This is a genomic window from Sinomonas sp. P10A9 (assembly GCF_041022165.1).
Taxonomy (GTDB): Bacteria; Actinomycetota; Actinomycetes; order Actinomycetales; family Micrococcaceae; genus Sinomonas; species Sinomonas puerhi.
Genome location: NZ_CP163302.1, coordinates 2,584,569 through 2,604,682 on the forward strand (window position 1 = coordinate 2,584,569; position 20,114 = coordinate 2,604,682).

A 20,114-nucleotide genomic window follows, 5' to 3' on the forward strand; every position below is an offset into this window, starting at 1 on the left:
TCACGGGCTACACGCCCATGTCGCGGGAGAGCAGGTCGTCTTCGGTCTCTCCACGGACGATCCAGCGGGCCGCGCCGTCCCGGACGGCCAGAACGCCGGGCCGGGCAAGGTAGTTGTAGTTGCTCGAGAGCGCCCAGCAGTACGCGCCGGTGCCCGGGACCGCCAGCAGATCGCCCGCTCGCACATCCGAGGGAAGGTAGGCGTCGCGGACCACGATATCGCCGCTCTCGCAGTGCTTGCCGACCACGCGCGTGAGCTGCGCCGCGGCGTGCGAGGTCCGGTTCGCGAGGACCACCGAGTAGTCCGCGTCATACAGGACGGGGCGGGCGTTGTCGCTCATGCCGCCGTCGACCGAGATGTAGCGGCGGACGGCAGTCAGGCCCGCCGTCGCGCCGCCCGGTGCATCGACGACTGGCACATCAACGACCGGCACATCAACGACTACGTCTTTGACCGTCCCGACCTCGTACAGCGTGAACGTCGTCGAACCCACGATCGCGCGGCCGGGCTCGATCGAGATCCGCGGCGGGGTTATTCCGTGCCGTGCGCACGCGTCGCGCACGACGGCGGCGAGCGCCGTCGCGATCTCGGCCGGCGGTCGTGGCGCGTCCCCCGGCACATAGGCGATGCCGTAGCCGCCGCCGAGGTCCATCTCGGGCAGCTCGACCCCGTAGGCCTCCCGCATGGCGGCGACGAACGCGATGAGCCGCAGGGCCGCGGCCTCGAAGCCCTCGGGCTCGAAGATCTGCGAGCCGATGTGGCAGTGCACACCCAGGAGCTCGATGCTGTCGTGGCCCGCGGCCGCCGCGACGGCCTCCTCGGCCATGCTGGCTGTGCCAGTCTCGCCATCGAAGCCCGAGCCGCTCAACCCTGTACCTGCGGTGCCCGGCGCCATCGAGAGGCCGAACTTCTGGTCCTCGTGCGCGGTCGCGATGAACTCGTGTGTGTGGGCGTGGATGCCCGGGGTGAGCCGGAGCATGACCTTGGCACGCGCGGCCTCGGTGCCGTCCACGGCCCCGGGGGTGTCCGTGCCGCGCTCGGCCGCGATGCGCGCCACGCGCTCGAGCTCGTCGAGGCTGTCCACGATGATCCTGCCCACACCGTAGTCGAGCGCGCGTCGGATCTCGGCGTCGGACTTGTTGTTCCCGTGCAGTCCGATGAGCTCGCCCGGCGTCCCGGCACGCTCCGCGACGGCGAGCTCGCCGCCGGAGGCCGTGTCGAGCCGCAGCCCCTCCTCGCGCACCCAGGTCGCAACGGCCGTGCACAGGAACGACTTGCCGGCGTAGTAGACGTCCACTCCCCCGCAGATGTCCGCGAACGCGGCATCGAAGGCGGTCTTGAAGGCACGTGAGCGGGCCCGGAAGTCCGGCTCGCTCAAGACGAACACCGGCGAGCCGTACGCGGACTTGATGTCTCCGACGCCCAGGCCTCCGACCGTCAGTTCCCCGGAGGCGACGCCACCGCCGGGGCGCCGCGCGACGTCGTGCGCCCAAAGCTCCGGCACCAGCCTGTTGAGGTCCGCGGGGACGGCGAGCCACTCGGGGGCGAGCGGCGACGCCCCCGCTGAAGTCAGGTCTGCCACTGGCTACATCCTCTCCGGTGCGGAGACGCCGAGAAGGTCCAGCCCGTTCGCGAGGACCTGGCTCGTGGCGTCGTTGAGCCACAGGCGCGTCCGGTTGAGGTCGGTGACCTCCTCGTCACCCTGCGGGGAGATACGGCAGTTGTCGTACCACGAGTGGTAGGCGCTCGCGATCGTCTCGAGGTGGCGGGCCACCCGGTGCGGCTCGCGGAACTCGGCGGCCTTCGCGACGATCGAGGGGTACGCGGCGAGATGCGCGAGGAGGTCGTTCTCCGTGGCGTGGGTCAGGAGCGCGCCGTCGAACGCGTCATGACCGTCGACGGTGCGGAACACGCCGGCGGCGTCCGCGTTCCTCGCCGCGCCGCGGGAGCGCGCGTGCGCGTACTGGACGTAGAAGACGGGGTTCTCGTTGGAGTTCTTCTTGAGCAGCTCAGGGTCGAGCGTGAGCGGCGAGTCGGCGGGGTACCGCGCGAGCGAATAGCGGACCGCGTCCTTGCCGAGCCAGTCGATGAGGTCCTTGAGCTCGATGATGTTGCCGGCGCGCTTGGACAGCTTGGCCCCATTGACAGAGACGAGCTGGCCGATGAGGATCTCGATGTTCGCCGCAGGATCGTCGCCTGCGCACGCGGCGATCGCCTTGAGGCGGTTGACGTAGCCGTGGTGGTCGGCGCCGAGCAGGTAGACCTTCTCGGTGAAGCCGCGGTCCTTCTTGGAGAGGTAGTACGCGGCATCGGCGGCGAAGTAGGTCGGCTCGCCGTTGGCCCGGATGAGGACGCGGTCCTTGTCGTCGTCGAAATCGGTGGTGCGCAGCCACACGGCACCCTCGGAATCGAAGACGTGACCCTGCTCGCGCAGACGCTTGACGGCCGTCTCGATCGCGCCGGACTCGTGGAGCCCCTGCCTCTCGGAGAAGTAGACGTCGAACGTCACCCCGAAGGCGGCGAGGGTGTCCTTGATGTCCTTCATCTGCGCCGTGTAGGCGGCCTCGCGCACGATCGGCAGCGCGGCCTCGTCGGTGAGCTCGCGCACGTCGGGGTGTTCGGTGAGCACCTCGTGGCCCAGATCCACGATGTACTGCCCCGGGTAGCCGCCGTCCGGCACGTCGCGGCCGTGAAGGCGCGCGAGGACCGAGTTCCCGAAGGTGTTCATCTGATTGCCGGCGTCATTGATGTAGTACTCACGGGTGACCTCGGCGCCTGAGGCCTTGAGCACGCGTGCGATCGAATCGCCGAGCGCGGCCCAGCGCGTGTGGCCGATGTGCAGCGGTCCGGTCGGGTTCGCGGAGACGAACTCCATGTTGACCACATGGCCCGCGAGCGCATCGGTGGTCCCGTACGCGGCGCCGGCCTCGACGATGGCCTTGGCGAGCGCGCCGGCCGCGGCGGCGTCGAGGGTGATGTTGAGGAAGCCGGGGCCGGCGACCTCGACCGCTGCGACGCCGTCCATCGACGCCAGACGTGCCGCGAGGACCTCGGCGAACTGGCGCGGGGCCATGCCGGCCTGCTTGCCGAGCTGCAGCGCGATGTTCGTGGCCCAGTCACCGTGCTCCCTGTTTTTGGGCCGCTCCACGCGGATTCCGTCCGGCACGTCCACGATGATCTCGCCGGCGCGCACGGCGTCGGCGAGGCAGGCGGAAATGGCGGTGGAAAGTTCTTCGGGAGTCACGCGCCCTAGCCTACCGGCGGCGCGGCGTCGGGCTGAAACCGCGGACGCTCTGCGAACTCGACGACACGGGGCTGCTCGTCGATGAAATGCGGCCTGCAGATGACCCATCCGGAGACTCCCAGGACCACGAGCGTGGCCGCGAGGAAACCGAACATCGCGGTCCACCCTCCGGTGGCCTCGTGCAGGAGCCCCGCCACGAGGGGTCCCGCGCACGCGATCGTGTACGCGATGCCCTGGGCGAAGCCGGAGACAGCCCCGGAGGCCTGATGCGTTCGGGTGCGCAGGTTGACCAGGACCAGGGCGAGGGGGAACGTCGTGGGGCCGAGGCCTGCGAGGCTCACCCACACCCACGTCGCCGTGCCGGGCGCGAGCCACAGCCCGAGGTACCCGCCCACGAAGCACGCGAGTCCGAAGACGACGAGGGGAAACGGGTTGCGCAGACGCCCTGCCAGCACCGGGACGAAGAGGCTCGTCGGGAGGCCTAGACCGGCGAACAGTGCAAGCTGGAAGCCGGCCGCGCCCGCACTGAGGCCGGCCTCGGAGACGATCGTGGGGAGCCACGCGAACATCGTGTACGTGTTCAGGGAGGTGCAGCCGAAGAGCAGGGCCAGCGCCCAGGCCGCGGGAGAACGCCAGGGCCGGACAACGACGCGCGGTGCGTCCGCGGCGTCGCGCGCAGCCTGCGCCGCTGCCGCCCCCATGCCACCGCGAGCGCGGGGCGGCCACACGCGAAGCCAGGGAAGGATCGCGAGCACGTTGATCGCGGCCCACCAGCCGATCGATGTGCGCCACCCCGCCGCTTCGGCCACGGGGACGGCGAGAAGCGGCGGCACGGCGGTGCCCAGGCTCACGACCGTCACATACAGAGCGGTGACGAGCCCGACGCGGTCCGGGAAGTACTTCTTCACCATCGGCGGGAGCACCACGTTGCCCACGCCCATGCCCGCGAGCGCGAGGATCGAGCCGGCGAAGAACAGTCCGGTCTCCCCCGATCCGGCCCGCAGGATCTGTCCGGCGCCCGAGACCGCCATCGCGGCCACCGCGATCGCCTCGACGCTCCACGCCCGCATGATGAGGGGCGTGAGGAGGCCAGCAACTCCGAAGAGGGCCGTCGGGACCATGCCGAGCAGGCCCAGGAGCCACGGCGGGAGGATCTCCCCGCCGATCAGCGGCGTCAGTGGGGGCACGCTCGTCACGGCGGTGCGGAGGGTGAAGGCGACGAGGAGGACGCCGGCCATCACGAGCAGGCGGCCACGCCATGGGCGAGCTGCTGCATCCCTCACGCGCTTCTGGTTCACGAGCCGACGGTATACCGGAAGGCGGCGCGCCCGGTAAGCGCGTCCACCACCGCCGGGGCGGAAAGGCGCGGGGGTACCCTGAGCGCATGGACCAAGACATCCAGGACCGCATCCGATCGCTCATCGACGAGGAACACCGCCTCAGGACCGCCCACACTCCGGGCCCGGAGGATGACGCGTCCACCGCGAGCCGCCTCGGCGACGTGGAGACCCAGCTTGACCAGTGCTGGGACCTCCTGCGCCAGCGGCGTGCCAAGCGCGAGTTCGGCGAGGACCCGGGCGAGGCGGCCGTGCGTCCCGCGAGCGTCGTGGAGAACTACCGCGAGTAGGCGAGGCGCTGCTCCCTCGTCGATCGCGCCTCGGGCCCTCACGCGTGGCGTTTGCATGGACTGCCCGGGCACCTGCTAAGCTCGATGAGTCCCGCGCCGGGAAGACCGGCTGGACGAGCTGCCCTCGTAGCTCAGGGGATAGAGCGTCTGCCTCCGGAGCAGAAGGCCGTAGGTTCGAATCCTATCGAGGGCACAGCTGCACCCCCGGTCCACACGGACCGGGGGTGCTGTGGTCTTCAGGGGCGCCCCACTCCTCCGCCGAGGTCACCCCCTGCCACGCCGAGGTCACCCCGTGCCCGGCCGAAGTCACCCCGTGCCCGGCCGAAGTCACCCCGTGCCCGGCCGAAGTCACCCCGTGCCCAGCCGAAGTCACCCCGTGCGGGGCATGACGCCGGTCACCGGTACCGCCCCGACAAAGTCGCATGAGCTGCCTGATCCGGACAGCTCTGGCGGGCAAAGGCAGCAGGCGCAAGCGCAGAACCAACGGGCAAGGCCCCGCCGAGTGCAACGGCGGGGCCTTGCCCGTTCCTCACGGCTGCGGGCCTTCCACACTGGGCCTTCCCACGCCTGTGTGCAGAGGGTCCGCGGACTGAGCTCAGTCCTCGGGGTCCAGGATGAAGTCGTAGACCATCTCCTCACCCTTGCCGTCGGCAGCAGGCTTCGGGTCGAGGATGAGCTCGGGCTTGACGGCCGAGGCGATGTCGTCGTCGTTGTGGGCGTCGCCCGGGAAGTACAGCTGTGCGGTGATGAGCTCGTGGCCCGGGGCCGAGACCTTCACGTGGATGTGCGCGGGGCGCCACGCGTGCCATCCTGCGGCGGCGATCAGCTTGCCGCAGGCGCCGTCGGTCGGAATCTGGTAGGGGGCCGGACGCATCGTCTGGATCTCGAAATTGCCGTTCTCGTCCGCCAGGACGGTCCCGCGGAGATTCCACTCGGGCAGCCCCGGGGCGTACTGCGAGTAGAAGCCCGCACCGTCCGCGTGCCAGATCTCCACCTTGCCGGGCAGACCGTTGCCGTCGAGGTCGCGGATCTGGCCCTTCCAGGTCAGCTCGGTGCCGGGCTCGTCATCGCGACGCGGCAGGCGTGCCGGAGTGTTCTGCGCCGGCGAGTCCGGGACGTAGTACGGGCCCTCGATGGTGCCCTTGGAGCCCTTCCGGTTCTCGGTCGCGACATCCTCGACCACATGTTCGACCCACACGTCCAGGAAGAGCGGCCACTCGCCGTCCTCGCCAACCGAGATGAGCCATTCCTTGAGCGCGTTGTACTCGGCGTACGTGACCTTGTGCTCGCGGATCGTCGAATAGACGGCCTCGAGGACCTCACGGGCAAGCAGCGAAACGCGCTCCTTCGGCACGTCGATGCCGGCGCGCTTGCCGCTCTCCTTGAAGCGCTCAGTGGCCTTGTTGCCGGACTCGGCAGCCTTCGCGTCGAATTCGGTGGCTGTCTGGCTCATGGTCATCCTCCTTGATGATGTGTGCCGGTGCTGGTGCCGGTACCTAGTGTGATGGGCGGCACTCGTGCTCGCTCTGACTTCACGCTAGGAGCATTCATTGCGTCTGCACAAATACCTAGTTCTATTGAATTGATATCTCCCACGTTCCAAAACCACCCTTGGTCAACCCTAGGCAAATACCCAGTGTGATTGTTCTCACTCGTTGACAGGATCTTTCACAGCCCGCGACGAGGACGTCGTGGATGGCAACAGGCAAGGGAGAGAACCAATGACGGAAACCCTGGACCACGTCCGCGCCCAGCTCTCTGACGCACTTATCGAGGACGCGTCGACGGGCACCTACCGCGCCAAGCGCAGCATCTTCACCGATGAGGAGCTGTTCGAACTCGAGATGAAGTACATCTTCGAGGGCAACTGGGTCTATCTGGCGCACGAGAGCCAGATCCCGAACGTCGGCGACTACTTCACGACCTACATCGGACGGCAGCCGATCGTAATCTCGCGCGGCAAGGACGAGGAGCTCCACGCCAACATCAACGCCTGCAGCCACCGCGGAGCCATGCTGTGCAGGCGCAAGACGGACAACCGCACCACGTTCACGTGCCCGTTCCACGGGTGGACCTTCTCGAACACCGGCAAGCTGCTCAAGGTCAAGGATCCGAAGGGCGCGGGCTACCCGGAGCAGTTCAACAAGGAGGGCTCGCACGATCTGACGAAGGTGCCCCGCTTCGAGACCTACCGGGGCTTCCTCTTCGGCAGCGTCAACCCAGACGTGAAGCCGCTCGAAGAGCATCTGGGTGAGTCGACCAAGATCATCGACATGATCGTCGACCAGTCCCCTGAGGGACTCGAGGTGCTCCGCGGAGCGTCGACCTACACCTACGACGGCAACTGGAAGGTCCAGGCCGAGAACGGTGCCGACGGCTACCACGTCTCCGCGACGCACTGGAACTACGCCGCCACCACCTCGCGCCGCGGCACGGGCGAGTCGACGAACGAGACCAAGGCCATGGACGCCGGCACGTGGGGAAAGCAGGGCGGCGGCTACTACTCGTTCGAGCACGGCCACCTCCTCCTGTGGATGTGGTGGGGCAACCCCCAGGACCGCCCGAACTACGACAAGAAGGACGAGTGGACCGCGCAGTTCGGTGCCGAACGAGCAGAGTTCATGATCGGAGCGTCCCGCAACCTGTGCCTCTACCCGAACGTCTACCTCATGGACCAGTTCAGCTCGCAGATCCGGCACTTCCGCCCGATCTCGGTGGACAAGACCGAGGTCACGATCTACTGCATCGCCCCGAAGGGCGAGTCCGCGGAGGCCCGCGCCAACCGCATCCGCCAGTATGAGGACTTCTTCAACGCCACCGGCATGGCCACCCCGGACGACCTCGAGGAATTCCGCTCGTGCCAGAAGACCTACCTCGCCGGCGCGGCGCCGTGGAACGACATGAGCCGCGGCCAGATGCACCAGATCACGGGACCCGACGAGACCGCCAAGGGCCTCGGGCTCCACCCGATCTCGAGCGGCGCCAAGACCGAGGACGAGGGCCTCTACCCGATCCAGCACGGTTACTGGCGAGAGCGGATGAAGGCGGCCGTCCAGGCCGAAGAGCAGCTTGAGGCCGAGCAGTCCTCCCCCGAGTCCAACTGACGCCTCCGACACCACTGAGACAGGAGAGACTTTCGATGACCCTCATGACAACGATCGAGCCCGGGACGATCGGACTCGACGACGTGCGCCAGTTCCTCTACCGCGAGGCGAGCTTCCTGGACGACCGCGAGTTCGACCGCTGGGTGGACTGCTACCACCCCGACGCCGAGTTCTGGATGCCCGCGTGGGCCGACGACGACACGCTCACCGAGGACCCGCAGCGCGAGATCTCGCTCATCTACTACCCCAACCGCGGCGGTCTCGAGGACCGCGTCTTCCGCATCAAGACCGAGCGCTCGGGCGCCACGAGCCTGCCGGACCCGCGCACGGGCCACAACATCACCAACGTGGAGATCCTGCGCCAGGACGGCGACGTCGTCGACGTCCGCTTCAACTGGTTCACGCTCTACTACCGCTACAACACCGTGGACACATACTTCGGCGTCTCCTTCTACACCGTCGACTTCGCCGGCACCCAGCCGGTCATCACGAAGAAGAAGGTCATTCTCAAGAACGACTACATCCACCACGTCGTGGACATCTACCACATCTGAGAAGGAGCGAGGACATGACTACAGCCCATGATTCCGTGAACCACACCGTTGCCCTGTCATTCGAGGACGGCGTCACGCGCTTCATCAGTGTGACACCCGGCCAGACGGTCGCCGACGCGTCCTACCGGGCGCGCATCAACATCCCGCTCGACTGCCGCGACGGCGCGTGCGGGACGTGCAAGGCCTTCTGCGAGTCCGGCACGTACGATGGCGGTGACTACATCGAAGACGCGCTCACGGACGACGAGGCCGACGCCGGCTACTGCCTCCCCTGCCAGATGACGCCTGAGAGCGACCTCGTGCTGCGGGTCTCGGGCACCGCCGAGATGGCCAAGAGCGGGATCGGGACCTTCCAGGCCACGATCGAGAAGCTGCACTGGTACGCCGACAACACGGCAGGCCTCACGCTCTCTGTCGAGGACCGCGACAAGCTCAACTACCTCCCGGGCCAGTACATGAACGTCAAGGTGCCCGGCACCGACGAGGAGCGCAGCTACTCGTTCAGCAGCGGCCCCGAGGCCGAGAAGCTCACGTTCCTCGTCCGCACCGCGCCTGACGGCGTCATGACCACGTATCTCAGGGAGCGCGCGGCCGAGGGCGACACCCTCACGCTCGAGGGCCCGAAGGGCAGCTTCTTCCTGCGTGACGTCAAGCGTCCCGTGCTCATGCTGGCCGGCGGCACGGGCATCGCGCCACAGCTCGCGATGCTCGAGAAGATCGAGAAGCTCGCCGCATCCGGCGTGGTCCCCGCGTTCCCGATCCACCTCGCCTACGGCGCCACGTGGGACAAGGACCTCGTCGAAGTCGAGGCGCTCGAGCGCTACGCCGCGACCATTCCGGGCTTCACGTTCGACGCGATCGTGGCCGACCCCGCGTCCGGCCACCCCAAGAAGGGCTACGTGACCCAGCACCTGCTGCCGGGGCATCTCAACGACGGCGATGTCGACGTCTACCTGTGCGGACCGCCCGCGATGGTCGACGCCGTGCGGAAGTACTTCACCGGCGAGGGCATCGACCCGACCAACTTCTACTACGAGCGGTTCGCGGTAGGCGTCGTCGCTGCCCCCGCCCTCGCGGGAGCCGCCGCATGACGACGACCGCGTCTTCGCGGCCGGACACGGCGGCCTCCTCGGTTCCCTCGGTCCACCACGGCCGGTTCGCGGGCAAGTCCGTCGTCGTGACCGGCGCGGCCCAGGGTATCGGCCGGTCCGTCGCGGAGCGCATCGCCGCCGAGGGCGGAGAGGTCACACTCGTCGACCGCGCGAGCCTCGTCCACGAGGTCGCAGACGGCGTGCGCACGGCCGGCACGACTGTGCCCAACATCCCTGTGCACAGCGTGACCGCGGATCTCGAGACGTTCGACGGCGCGCTCGCGGCTGTCGAGGCGGCGGTCGCCTCGGCGGGGCGCATCGACGTCGTGGTCAACAACGTCGGCGGGACGATCTGGGCGAAGCCGTACGAGCACTACACGCCAGAGGAGATCGAGAAGGAGGTGCGCCGCTCGCTCTTCCCGACGCTGTGGATGTGCCGCGCGGCACTCCCCCACCTCATCGCCCAGGAGTCCGGGACGATCGTCAACGTGTCCTCGGTCGCAACGCGCGGAGTCAACCGCGTCCCGTACGCGGCGTCCAAGGGCGGGGTGCGCGCCATCACCACGGCGCTTGCCCTCGAGGCGGCCCCCCACGGCGTCCGGGTCGTCGCGACAGCCCCGGGCGGGACCGAAGCGCCGCCGCGCGCCGTCCAGCGCGGCCCCCTTCCCGCCTCGGACCAAGAGAAGGCCTGGTACCGGCAGATCGTCGACCAGACGGTCGAGTCGTCGCTCATGAAGCGCTATGGGACGCTCGCCGAGCAGGCCGCGGCAATCTGTTTCCTCGCCTCGGACGAGGCCTCGTACATCACCGGCACGGTCCTGCCCGTGGCCGGAGGCGACCTCGGCTGAGGCCTGGGTACCCCCCAAGCGTTGCCGCCCCCGGACCTCTGGGTTCGGGGGCGGCGTCGAACCAGCCGGCCTGTTCCGGGTGACGAGTACCACCGGCAGCACCAATCACCAGCAGCAGCACCAGGCACGACCGAGCATCATGACGCACTACCAGCAGTTGTCCAGCTCCAGATCCCAGCACAGACATCGGAGTCTTGCATGTCATCTTCAGCACAGGCTGCCCTCGGGCAGCGTCAGCGCAGCACCCTGGCATGGATTGTCGCGCTGGGCGCGGCGGCCCTCACCTTCGACGGCTACGACCTTGTCGTCTACGGCACGGTCGTCTCGGGCCTCCTGAGGGACCCCGGCCAGATCGGCCACCTCGACCCCGCGAGCGCCGGCGCCCTGGGAAGCTACGCCCTCATCGGCGTCATGGTCGGCGCGCTCGCATCGGGCGCGATCGGCGACTTCGTCGGCCGCCGCAAGGTCATGCTCGCGGCCCTCGCGTGGTTCTCGATCGGCATGGCTGCCACGGCCTTGACCACCAACGTCACCATGTTCGGCGCGTTCCGTTTCTTCACCGGCATCGGCGTCGGCTCGCTCGTAGCGACCGCCGGCGCCATCGTCGCCGAGTTTGCGCCGAAGAACCGACGCAACTTCTACAATGCGATCGTCTACTCCGGAGTGCCGGCAGGAGGCGTGCTCGCCTCGGTCCTCGCCCTTGCCTTCGACAACGGCGGCAACTGGCGGCCGCTCTTCTTGATCGGCGCGGCTCCGCTCGCGGTCATCCTCCCGCTTGCCGTGGCCAAGCTGCCCGAGTCCCCCCTGTGGCTGCTGGCGCGCGGCCGGCGCCCGGAGGCCGAGGAGCTGAGGCGCCGTGCCGGCGACGTGCTCCCAGAGGCGGCACCAGACCGGGCCCGCCCCGCGGCGGGCGCGGCCGGCGGCGAGCGCGCCGGCTTCGCGGGCCTGGCCACGCGGCGGTTCGCCCTTCCGACCGCCTTCCTCGGTCTCATGAGCTTCGCGGGACTGCTCCTGACCTACGGACTGAACACGTGGCTTCCTGAGATCATGGGCCAATACGGCTTTGGGAAGGCGTACTCCCTGACGTTCCTGCTCGTGCTCAACGCGGCGGCGATCGTGGGCGGGCTCGCGGCGGCCGCGACCGTGGACCGCACGGGCCCGAAGCGGATCATCACCGGGACGTTCGCCCTCGCGGCAGTGGCCCTCGTCCTGCTGACGTTCCACATGCCATTCCCGGTGCTCCTCACAGCGGTGGGCATCGCCGGGATCGGGACCATCGGAACGCAGGTGCTCGTCTACGGCTTCGTCTCGAACTTCTACACGACCCAGACGCGCGCCGCGGGCGTGGCGTGGTGTGCCGGATTCGGGCGGCTCGGCGGGATCCTCGGTCCGCTCGCGGGCGGCCTCCTGCTCTCCGCCGGCGTGACCGGCCAGACGGCGTTCTACCTCTTCGCCGTAGTCGCGCTGCTCGGCGCCGTCGTGACGGCCCTCGTCCCGCGCCCGCGAGGTCGGGCCCACGACGACGTCGCTGCTGCGAGCCGCTCCGGCGCAACTGCCTCCACCGGCGTTCCTTCCGCTGGCGTTCCTTCCACCGGCGGGGACAGCGCGCCTGTCGAGGGCACCGTGCCCGACGGCGAGCCGGAGCCCGCCGTCCGGTGATCCCGCTGAGCGCTACGGTCGGGACCCGTGACGGTTGCGCGGGGTCCCTGAGGATGCATTGTGTGACCGCGGCGACTACCGTCGAGGAATGCTGACACCCCACGAGGACGTGGTCTCGCGCGCCCAGGAGCTGTCCGAACTGGACACGCTCCTGGGCGTTGCCGCGTCCGGGGCCGCGCAGTGCGCCGTGCTGGAAGGACCGCACGGCATCGGCAAGACAGCCCTCTGCGAGGCGTTCGCGGCGCGCCACCCGGAGCTCGCGGTACGCCGGGCCGAGGCATCAGCGTGGGAGCACGGCCTCCGTGGCGGCATCCTCGCGCAGCTCGGCGTGCTACCGGCGTACTCGGCAGACGCCGGACCGACCGAGGATTCCTGGGGACGGGACACGGACCAGCCCTCGTGGCTGCCTGCCGGCCGCGCGGCCCTCGAGGCGCTCTCTCGGCTCGCCGCGAACGGGCCCGCGCTCGTGGTGCTCGACGCGATCGAGCATGCCGACACGCTGTCCCTCGAGGCTTTGGCCTACGCCGTGCGGCGCGTCCATGACCCACTCGTCGTGCTGGCGACGCACGGCCCGGCGGGGAGGCTCCCTGGAAGCCCGGCCGCCGCGTTCGCCGACGCGGCGAGGGCCCGACGCATCGTTCTCGACCCTCTGGCGCCCGAGGCCCTCCGCGAGCTCGCCGCGGCACGCGCGAAGGTGGATCTGACTCCGGAGGCGACTCAGGCGCTGTGGCGGGTGAGCCGGGGCAACCCGGCACTGGCACTGGAGGCGCTGGCGAACGGCGCCGAGTCGATCGGCGCGGAAGGCCTCGCCGCGCACGGGCCGCGCGCCGTCGTGCCATCCGTCGCCGCCCGCGCGGCGGCCGCCCTCGCGCGGCTTCCCCCAGGCGCCCGCGCGCTCGTCGAGGCGGTCAGCGTGCTCGGTGGCACGCCGACGGGAGCGGTAGCTGCCCAGCTCGCTGGCCTGCCCGAGGGCAATGCCGAGGCGCTCCTTGCCGCGGCCGACGCCGCGTGGTCGGCCGGGCTTCTGGAATGCCGCACCGTCGCGGGAACCCTCCAGCTCACGATCCGCGACCCTCTCCTGCGAGATGCCGTCGAGGAGGCCCTTGGCCCGGCTGAGCGCGCCGCATTGCACACTCGCGCTGCCGAGCTCGCAGGCTCCACGCGGGACCGGTTGCGGCACCTGGTCGCGGCGGCCGTCATGCCCGACGACGGGCTGGCCGCTGAGGCAGATCGGCTCGCAGCCGAGGAGGCCGGCGAAGGCGACTGGAGTGCGGTGGCGGACGCACTCGTCGCGGCGAGCCAGCTGCATGTGGACCCCGCCCTCCGCGAGGACCGCCTCCTGCGCGCTGCCGAGGCCATGGTCGGCGCCGGCGACCTCCCCAGTGCCACACCGCTCGCCCGGCGCGTCGAGTCCCTTCCGCAGAGCGCGGCAAGGGACGCCGTGCTTGCCTACTACGCGATCCACAAGGGCCACGCCCGCCGCGCCGGGGCGCTTCTCGCCCGGGCGTGGGAGACGCGGCCCCCGCTCGGCTCCACGGACCTCGCCGCCCGTATCGCTCAGTACCGTGTCCTCGACTCCCTCGCGGAGTGGGACATCCCCGCCCTCCTGGACTGGACCGAGACGGCCGTGCGCCTTGCCGGCCCGGACAGTACTGCGGGGGTCGAGGCACGCGCGATGCTCGGCCTTGGCCTCGGCTCGGCTGGCCGTCTGGCCGAGGCACGCGCCGCCTACGAAGAGCTCGCGGCGACTCCGACGCTCGGAGCGCGCGACCAGCGGCTCCACCTCGGCCGCGGCTGGCTCGCGCTGGGCGTCGACGAGTTGGACGAGGCTCGGCTCGAGCTGCGTGCGGCGATCACCTCGGCGCGCAGCCCCGGTTCGCTGCGCATCACCCTGTGGGCCTATGCGTGGCTCGCCCGCGCCGAGTTCTCGGTGGGCCGCTGGGACGAGGCGCTCGCCGCCGCCCGCACCGGGATCACCCTCAATGCGCCCGTGGGAATGGACCTCCTGGCCCCGATCCTGCACTTCACTGCCGCGCAGATCCACGCGCTGCGCGGCGACTCGGCCGAGGCTGCAGAGCAGAGCAGGCTCGCCCAGCCTGGGCCTGAGGCCTACCCCGTCATGCATCTGGCGGGTGCGCTCGCAGCGGCAGCGGTCGCCGAAAGCTTGGGCGACTACGCCGGGGTGCTGCGGGCATTCGAGCCGATCGTGCGAATGGACCGGTCGCGGGGCATCGACGCGCCGGGGTTCTGGCCCTGGCAGGATGTGTACGCCAACGCGCTCGTCATGACGGGACGCATCGACGACGCGGACGCCTTCCTGCGCCCGCTCGAGGCCGCCGCACGATCGGCGGAACACCGGAGCACGATCGCCCGCCTCGGGTACGTGAGGGGCCGGATCCTCGGCGCGCAGGGGTCGCTCGACGACGCGGTCGCGTGCTTCGAGGGCGCTCTCGCGGCGCTGGATGGGCTGCCGCTGCCCTACAACACGGCCCGCGGGCGGTTCGCCTACGGGCAGACGCTGAGACGGTTCGGACGGCGCCGCGACGCGACCGAGGTCCTGGCCGCCGCCCGGGACGCCTTCGCGGGCGTCGGGGCGCAGGTCTACGTAGCGCGGTGCGAGCGTGAGCTCCAGGCCGCGGGTACCGGAATCTTCCGGACTGCTCCCCACTATCAGCGGGGCCAACACCAAGTGGGGCAGTACCCCGCAGCGCAGCACCCAGGTGCCCAGTACCCAGGCACCCAGCAACCCGGAGCCCCACACCGGGGTGGCCACGACCCCGGCGCCCCGCATCCCGCCCAGGCTCCCGAGACCGGCTCCTCGTCTGGTCCGTCGGTGCCCGCGTTCACGGCCCAGGAGACCGCCGTCGCCCGCCTCGTCGCGGCGGGCCTGAGCAATCGTGACGCCGCCCGAGAGCTGTTCGTGTCCGTCAAGACGGTCCAGTACCACCTCACACGGATCTACGCGAAGCTCGGGATCGGCTCGCGTGCGGAGCTTGCCGCCGTCTACCGTCCGCCGGCGGATGAGTCCTCGGCCACGAACAGCTCGTAGATCGCAGCCGCGTCGCGGTCCCGCCAGAACCGCAGCCAAGTGGCCGCACGAGTCGCCGATAGCGCCCCGAGTTCAGCGAGGACCGCGGCGGCGAAGTCGGTCGGAGCCCACGATCCAGCCGTGACGAGCACTCCGCCCGATGGCGTCACGCCACTCACCGCATGCGGCTCGCGCACGAACCGCGCGCTCCCGCGGTATCCCGGCCACCGCTCGAGCTGGCCGAGGTCGTTCCCTGTGTGCTCGACATCGTCGAGGAGTCCCGCCCTGCCGAGCGCGTCGACGGCCCCGCAGATCGCCGCTACCAAGGTGCCCGTGGCTTTGCATCGCCCCGCCAGGTCGAGCACCTCGCGGTTCGCGGCTGCGTTGTTGTCGTCGTTGTTGTTGTCGTCGTCGTTGTTGTTGTTGTCGTTGTCGTCGTCGTCGTACCACGATGTGCCGCCGCACAGGACGAGCGCGTCGAATCGCTCGTCGACGATGTCGGCGAGGGCCGCCGTCGGGCTGACTGTCAATCCGCCCATGCTCACGACCGCTTGGCCCGTGGCCGTCGCTGTAGTGAGCTCGGCGGCCCGCTCGGTCACATCGTGCTGGCGCAGCGCGCTCATGAGGTACCCCACCTCCCAGTCGGCCATTCCCTCCGGCAGGTAGACGAGCACCCTCGCGGGGGCGCTGACAGGGTCGGCGGCCGCCGCCGTCGTGCGCTCATCGGTTCGTGTATCCATGCCTCGAGGCTAGGCCTGGACGCGGACAGGGCGTGTCCGCAGCGTGCCACCACTAGACTGGATCAGCCATGGCACTGACGATCACGTACCCCGCCAACCTCCCGGTCTCCGAGCGCCGCGACGAGCTCATGGAGGCCATCGCCGCCCACCAGGTGACGATCATCGCAGGGGAGACCGGTTCGGGGAAGACGACCCAGATCCCGAAGATGTGCCTGGAGCTCGGCCTCGGCGAGAAGGGGCTCATCGGGCACACGCAGCCCCGGCGCCTTGCCGCGCGGACGGTTGCCGAACGCATCGCGGAGGAGCTCGGCGTCGAACTGGGCCAAGAGGTCGGCTTCCAGGTGCGCTTCACGGGCGAGGTGTCCAAGGAGACCAAGGTCAAGCTCATGACCGACGGCATCCTGCTCGCCGAGATCCAGCGCGACAAGCTCCTGACGCGCTACTCGACGATCATCATCGACGAGGCCCACGAGCGCAGCCTCAACATCGACTTCATCCTCGGCTACCTGAGGCGCATCCTGCCGCAGCGGCCCGATCTGAAGGTCATCATCACGTCCGCGACGATCGATCCGCAGCGGTTCTCCCGGCACTTCGCCCGCGAGCTCCCCGACGGCAGCTCCGAGCCGGCACCGATCGTCGAGGTCTCGGGCCGCACGTATCCCGTCGAGGTCCGGTACCGGCCTCTGGTCGCCGAACCTGCAGGCACGGGGACGGAAGACGAGGAGAACGCGAGCGACGACGCCCTCGAGGAGGACCGCGACCCCGTCGACGCCGTGTGCGACGCAGTCGACGAGCTTTCCCGCGAGGCGCCCGGGGACATCCTGATCTTCTTCTCGGGCGAGCGCGAGATCCGCGACGCCGCAGAGGCCCTCGCGAGCTCCATCCAGAAGAACCCGCGGATGGCCGGCGCCGAGATCCTCCCGCTCTTCGCCAGACTCTCGCTCGCCGAGCAGCACCGCGTGTTCTCCCCCGGCGGCAGGCGCCGCATCATCCTCGCCACGAACGTAGCCGAGACCTCGCTCACGGTGCCGGGCATCAAGTACGTTGTCGACACGGGCACCGCGCGCATCTCGCGCTACTCCCACCGCACCAAGGTGCAGCGCCTGCCCATCGAGCGGGTCTCACAGGCTTCCGCACATCAGCGCGCGGGCCGCTGCGGCCGCGTCTCGGACGGCATCTGCATCCGCCTGTACTCGGAGGAGGACTACCTCTCCCGGCCCGAGTTCACGGACCCCGAGATCCTCCGCACCAACCTCGCGGCCGTCATCCTCCAGATGACAGCCATGGGGATCGCCCGCGGGCCCCAGGATGTCGCGGCCTTCCCCTTCGTCGAGCCGCCCGAGTCGCGCGCGATCAACGACGGCGTGACCCTCCTGCGCGAACTCGGCGCGCTCGCTGACGGCTCGGCCGGCGATGGAGGGGGAGCCCCCGGCGAAGCAGCGCCCGACGGCGGCGCTCACCGCCGCGATCGGCGCGCCGGCGGCGCGGTCGACGCCGGTAGGCGGGGCACCCGAGGAGGCCTCACCGCCGTCGGCCATCAGCTCGCCCAGCTGCCGGTCGATCCGCGCCTCGGACGCATGATCGTGGAGGCCGCACGGCGCGACTGCGCGCGCGAGGTCATGGTCCTCGCTGCGGCGCTGACCATCCAGGACCCGCGCGAGCGCCCGTCACAGGAGACCGGCAAGCGCCAGGCCGCGGACGAGAAGCACGCGCGGTTCAAGGACGAGAACTCCGACTTCACGGGCTACCTGAACCTGTGGAACTACCTCCAGGAGCAGCAGCGCGAGCTCTCCTCCTCCGCATTCCGGCGCCTGTGCAAGGCCGAGTACATCAACTACCTGCGGGTGCGCGAGTGGCAGGAGCTCTTCACGCAGCTCCGGCAGCTCGCCCGGCCGCTCGGAATCTCGCTGGGGCAGGCGCGAGATACCGATCCGGTGGGCAAGAATGACGCCGTCCACCAGTCGCTGCTGGCCGGTCTCCTGAGCCACATCGGGCTGCTCGATGAGCGCAAGCGGGACTATCTGGGCGCCCGCGGCACCCGTTTCGCGATCTTCCCGGGATCGGCGCTCTTCAAGAAGAACCCCACGTTCGTCATGGCGGCCGAACTCGTCGAGACGAGCCGGCTGTGGGCACGGACCGCGGCCAAGATGGACCCGGCGTGGGGCGAGCTCGTGGCCCCGCACCTCGTCAAGCGCAGCTATTCAGAGCCGCACTGGTCCAAGCGCGCCGGCTCAGTCCAGGCGTTCGAGAAGGTCACGCTCTACGGCGTGACGCTCGTCGCGCACCGCCGCATCAACTACGGCCGCGTCGATCCCGAGCTGGCACGTGAGCTGTTCATCCGCCACGCACTCGTCGAGGGCGACTGGAATACGCGCCATCACTTCTTCAAGCGCAACCGTGAGCTGCTCGAGGAGGTCGACGAGCTCGAGACGCGCGTACGGCGCCGCGGCCTCCGCGTCGACGACGAGACGCTCTTCGAGTTCTACGACGCCCGCGTCCCGGCCGATGTCGTGTCCGAGCGGCACTTCGACGCGTGGTGGAAGAAGGCGCGGCACGAGGACGAACACCTGCTCGACTTCGACCGCGCGCTCGTGCTCGGCGAGGCGGCGGCAGGCACCGCTGAGGCCGCCGATGCCGCCTACCCGACGGTGTGGCGGCAGGGCGGGTTCGATCTGCCGCTGGCCTACGAGTTCCATCCCGTCGCCCCGGGGGGCACTCCCGATCCGACGGACGGCGTCACCGCCGAGGTTCCGGTCCTGTTCCTCAACCAGCTCGAGCCCGAGCCGTTCCGGTGGCAGATCCCCGGCCAGCGCGTCGAGCTCGTGACGGCGCTCATCAAGTCCCTGCCCAAGCAGATCCGCAAGAACTTCGTGCCCGCGCCGGACGTCGCGCGCCAGTCCGTCGCGGCCCTCGACACCGACTTCGACCCTGCCGGCGACTCTCTCGAGGAGTCCCTCGAGCTTGTGCTGCGCCGGCTCAAGGGGCAGATCATCCCGCCCGGCTCGTGGAACTGGGACGCCGTCCCACCGCACCTCAAGATGACCTTCAGCGTGGTCGACCCGACGGGAAAGGTCCTCGGCGCAGGCAAGGACCTCGTGGCCCTCCAGGAGCAGCTCGCACCCGCCACCCGCCGAGCGATCGCGGAGTCCCTCGGCGCCACCCCCGCGACCGCCGCGCCGAAGTCACCCCGTGGTGGCGCGACGTCACCCCGTGCGGGCACGACATCACCCCGTGGTGGCGCGACGTCACCGGATGCGCGCACGACGGCGCCCCCCACCGGCCGCTCGGGCCTCGCCGAGCGCAGCGGATTAGCCGAGCGCAGTGGATTGACCGATTGGAGCGTCGGCACGGTTCCGCGGACGGCGAGCACCGTCGTCGCCGGTCACACGGTCACCGGGTACCCCGCGCTCATCGATGAGGGCCGCACCAAGGCCGCGCCCCGCGGCACGGTGGGCCTCCGCGTGTTCCAGACCAGTCAGGACCAGCTGCGCGCCCACCGGGACGGCGTCATCCGCCTCCTCGCTGTGCGGATCCCGCCGCCGGACCGGTACGTTCTCGAGCACCTCAACAACCGCGAGAAGCTCACGTTCAGCCAGAACCCGCACGGTTCCGTCACAGACCTCATTGCGGACTGCTCGCTCGCAGCGATCGACCGTCTCGTCCCCACCGAACTCCCGTGGGACCGCGCGGCGTTCGACGCACTCTTCGACGATGTCCGCGCCGAGCTCATCGACACCGTCTTCAAGGTCACGGCGATCGTCGAGCAGGTCCTCGCGGCCTCGGCGCGCATCGCCAAGGCGCTCAAGGGCACCACGAGCCTCGCGCTCATCAGCGCGCTGAATGACATCAAGGCCCAGCTCGAGCAGCTCGTGTACCCGGGCTTTGTAGCACAGACGGGCTACGCTCAGCTCGAGCACCTGCCGCGGTACCTCCGCGCGATCGAGCGGCGGCTCGAGAAGCTGCCCACGAACGTCCAGCGCGACGCCGTCGCCATGGCTGCTGTCCAGGCCCTCGAGGACGACTACGACGACGCGGTCGCCGCGCTCGCACCAACGGGACGCAGTCAGGGGCTGCTCGAGCAGGTCCGCTGGATGATCGAGGAGCTCCGGGTGAGCCTCTTCGCCGTCGAACTCGGCACGGCCGGGAGGGTCTCGGAGAAGCGAGTCCGGCAGGCCCTCGGCGAGGCGCTCGCCCCAGCCTGACGGGATGAGGCACCTCG

At 69.9% G+C, this 20,114-nt stretch carries 13 protein-coding genes and 1 tRNA gene; 9 read left to right on the forward strand and 5 right to left on the reverse strand.

Translation table 11 applies throughout. The annotated features are described in order from the left end of the window. Positions 1-7: 7 nt before the first annotated feature. The 3 genes from lysA to AB5L97_RS11820 are packed head-to-tail and all read right to left on the reverse strand — an operon-like array spanning position 8 to position 4,542. A complete protein-coding gene (gene lysA / locus AB5L97_RS11810) occupies positions 8-1,582 on the reverse strand; it encodes a diaminopimelate decarboxylase (protein WP_423246785.1) in 1,575 nt (524 codons plus the stop codon). 3 nt (positions 1,583-1,585) lie between these two features. Further along, the gene (gene argS / locus AB5L97_RS11815; RefSeq protein ID WP_369044812.1) at positions 1,586-3,244 is read right to left on the reverse strand and encodes an arginine--tRNA ligase; all 1,659 of its coding nucleotides are present in this window, start codon (positions 3,242-3,244) and stop codon (positions 1,586-1,588) included. Between the two features lie 5 nt (positions 3,245-3,249). Further along, positions 3,250-4,542, reverse strand: a complete 1,293-nt coding sequence (locus AB5L97_RS11820; RefSeq protein WP_369044813.1) for a CynX/NimT family MFS transporter — start codon at positions 4,540-4,542, stop codon at positions 3,250-3,252. Between the two features lie 86 nt (positions 4,543-4,628). Between AB5L97_RS11820 and AB5L97_RS11825 the strand changes: the two genes are divergently transcribed. Next, positions 4,629-4,871, forward strand: coding sequence for a DUF2630 family protein (locus AB5L97_RS11825; protein ID WP_307957416.1), 243 nt, complete (start codon positions 4,629-4,631; stop codon positions 4,869-4,871). A 120-nt stretch (positions 4,872-4,991) separates the two neighbouring features. Next, positions 4,992-5,064, forward strand: a tRNA-Arg gene (locus tag AB5L97_RS11830). Between the two features lie 402 nt (positions 5,065-5,466). Here AB5L97_RS11830 and catA read toward each other — a convergent pair. Beyond that, positions 5,467-6,324: a catechol 1,2-dioxygenase gene (gene catA, locus AB5L97_RS11835; protein ID WP_374049262.1), complete on the reverse strand. Its 858-nt coding sequence runs from the start codon at positions 6,322-6,324 to the stop codon at positions 5,467-5,469. 268 nt (positions 6,325-6,592) lie between these two features. Between catA and benA the strand changes: the two genes are divergently transcribed. From benA to AB5L97_RS11865, 6 genes are all read left to right on the forward strand, one after another. Next, a complete protein-coding gene (benA, locus tag AB5L97_RS11840) occupies positions 6,593-7,975 on the forward strand; it encodes a benzoate 1,2-dioxygenase large subunit (RefSeq protein ID WP_307957414.1) in 1,383 nt (460 codons plus the stop codon). A 35-nt stretch (positions 7,976-8,010) separates the two neighbouring features. Further along, the gene (gene benB / locus AB5L97_RS11845; RefSeq protein WP_307957413.1) at positions 8,011-8,529 is read left to right on the forward strand and encodes a benzoate 1,2-dioxygenase small subunit; all 519 of its coding nucleotides are present in this window, start codon (positions 8,011-8,013) and stop codon (positions 8,527-8,529) included. Positions 8,530-8,543: 14 nt separating this feature from the next. Further along, positions 8,544-9,620: a benzoate 1,2-dioxygenase electron transfer component BenC gene (benC, locus tag AB5L97_RS11850; RefSeq protein WP_307957412.1), complete on the forward strand. Its 1,077-nt coding sequence runs from the start codon at positions 8,544-8,546 to the stop codon at positions 9,618-9,620. Next, complete coding sequence (locus AB5L97_RS11855) at positions 9,617-10,468, forward strand: 1,6-dihydroxycyclohexa-2,4-diene-1-carboxylate dehydrogenase (RefSeq protein ID WP_307957411.1); 852 nt, start codon at positions 9,617-9,619, stop codon at positions 10,466-10,468. The genes benC and AB5L97_RS11855 overlap by 4 nt, the downstream gene beginning before the upstream one ends. A gap of 198 nt (positions 10,469-10,666) precedes the next feature. Then, positions 10,667-12,127 carry an MFS transporter gene (locus AB5L97_RS11860; RefSeq protein WP_369044814.1) on the forward strand — a complete coding sequence of 487 codons (1,461 nt, stop codon included), beginning with the start codon at positions 10,667-10,669 and terminating at the stop codon, positions 12,125-12,127. Between the two features lie 88 nt (positions 12,128-12,215). Next, positions 12,216-15,176: a helix-turn-helix transcriptional regulator gene (locus tag AB5L97_RS11865; RefSeq protein WP_369044815.1), complete on the forward strand. Its 2,961-nt coding sequence runs from the start codon at positions 12,216-12,218 to the stop codon at positions 15,174-15,176. Here the strand turns inward: AB5L97_RS11865 and AB5L97_RS11870 are convergent. After that, the gene (locus AB5L97_RS11870; protein WP_369044816.1) at positions 15,131-15,895 is read right to left on the reverse strand and encodes a DJ-1/PfpI family protein; all 765 of its coding nucleotides are present in this window, start codon (positions 15,893-15,895) and stop codon (positions 15,131-15,133) included. The two genes, AB5L97_RS11865 and AB5L97_RS11870, sit on opposite strands and share 46 nt — an antisense overlap. A gap of 68 nt (positions 15,896-15,963) precedes the next feature. On the opposite strand from AB5L97_RS11870, the gene hrpA reads away from it, so the two are divergent. Further along, entirely contained in the window at positions 15,964-20,097 is a 4,134-nt protein-coding gene (hrpA, locus tag AB5L97_RS11875) for an ATP-dependent RNA helicase HrpA (protein WP_369044817.1), read from the forward strand. Positions 20,098-20,114 lie beyond the last annotated feature (17 nt).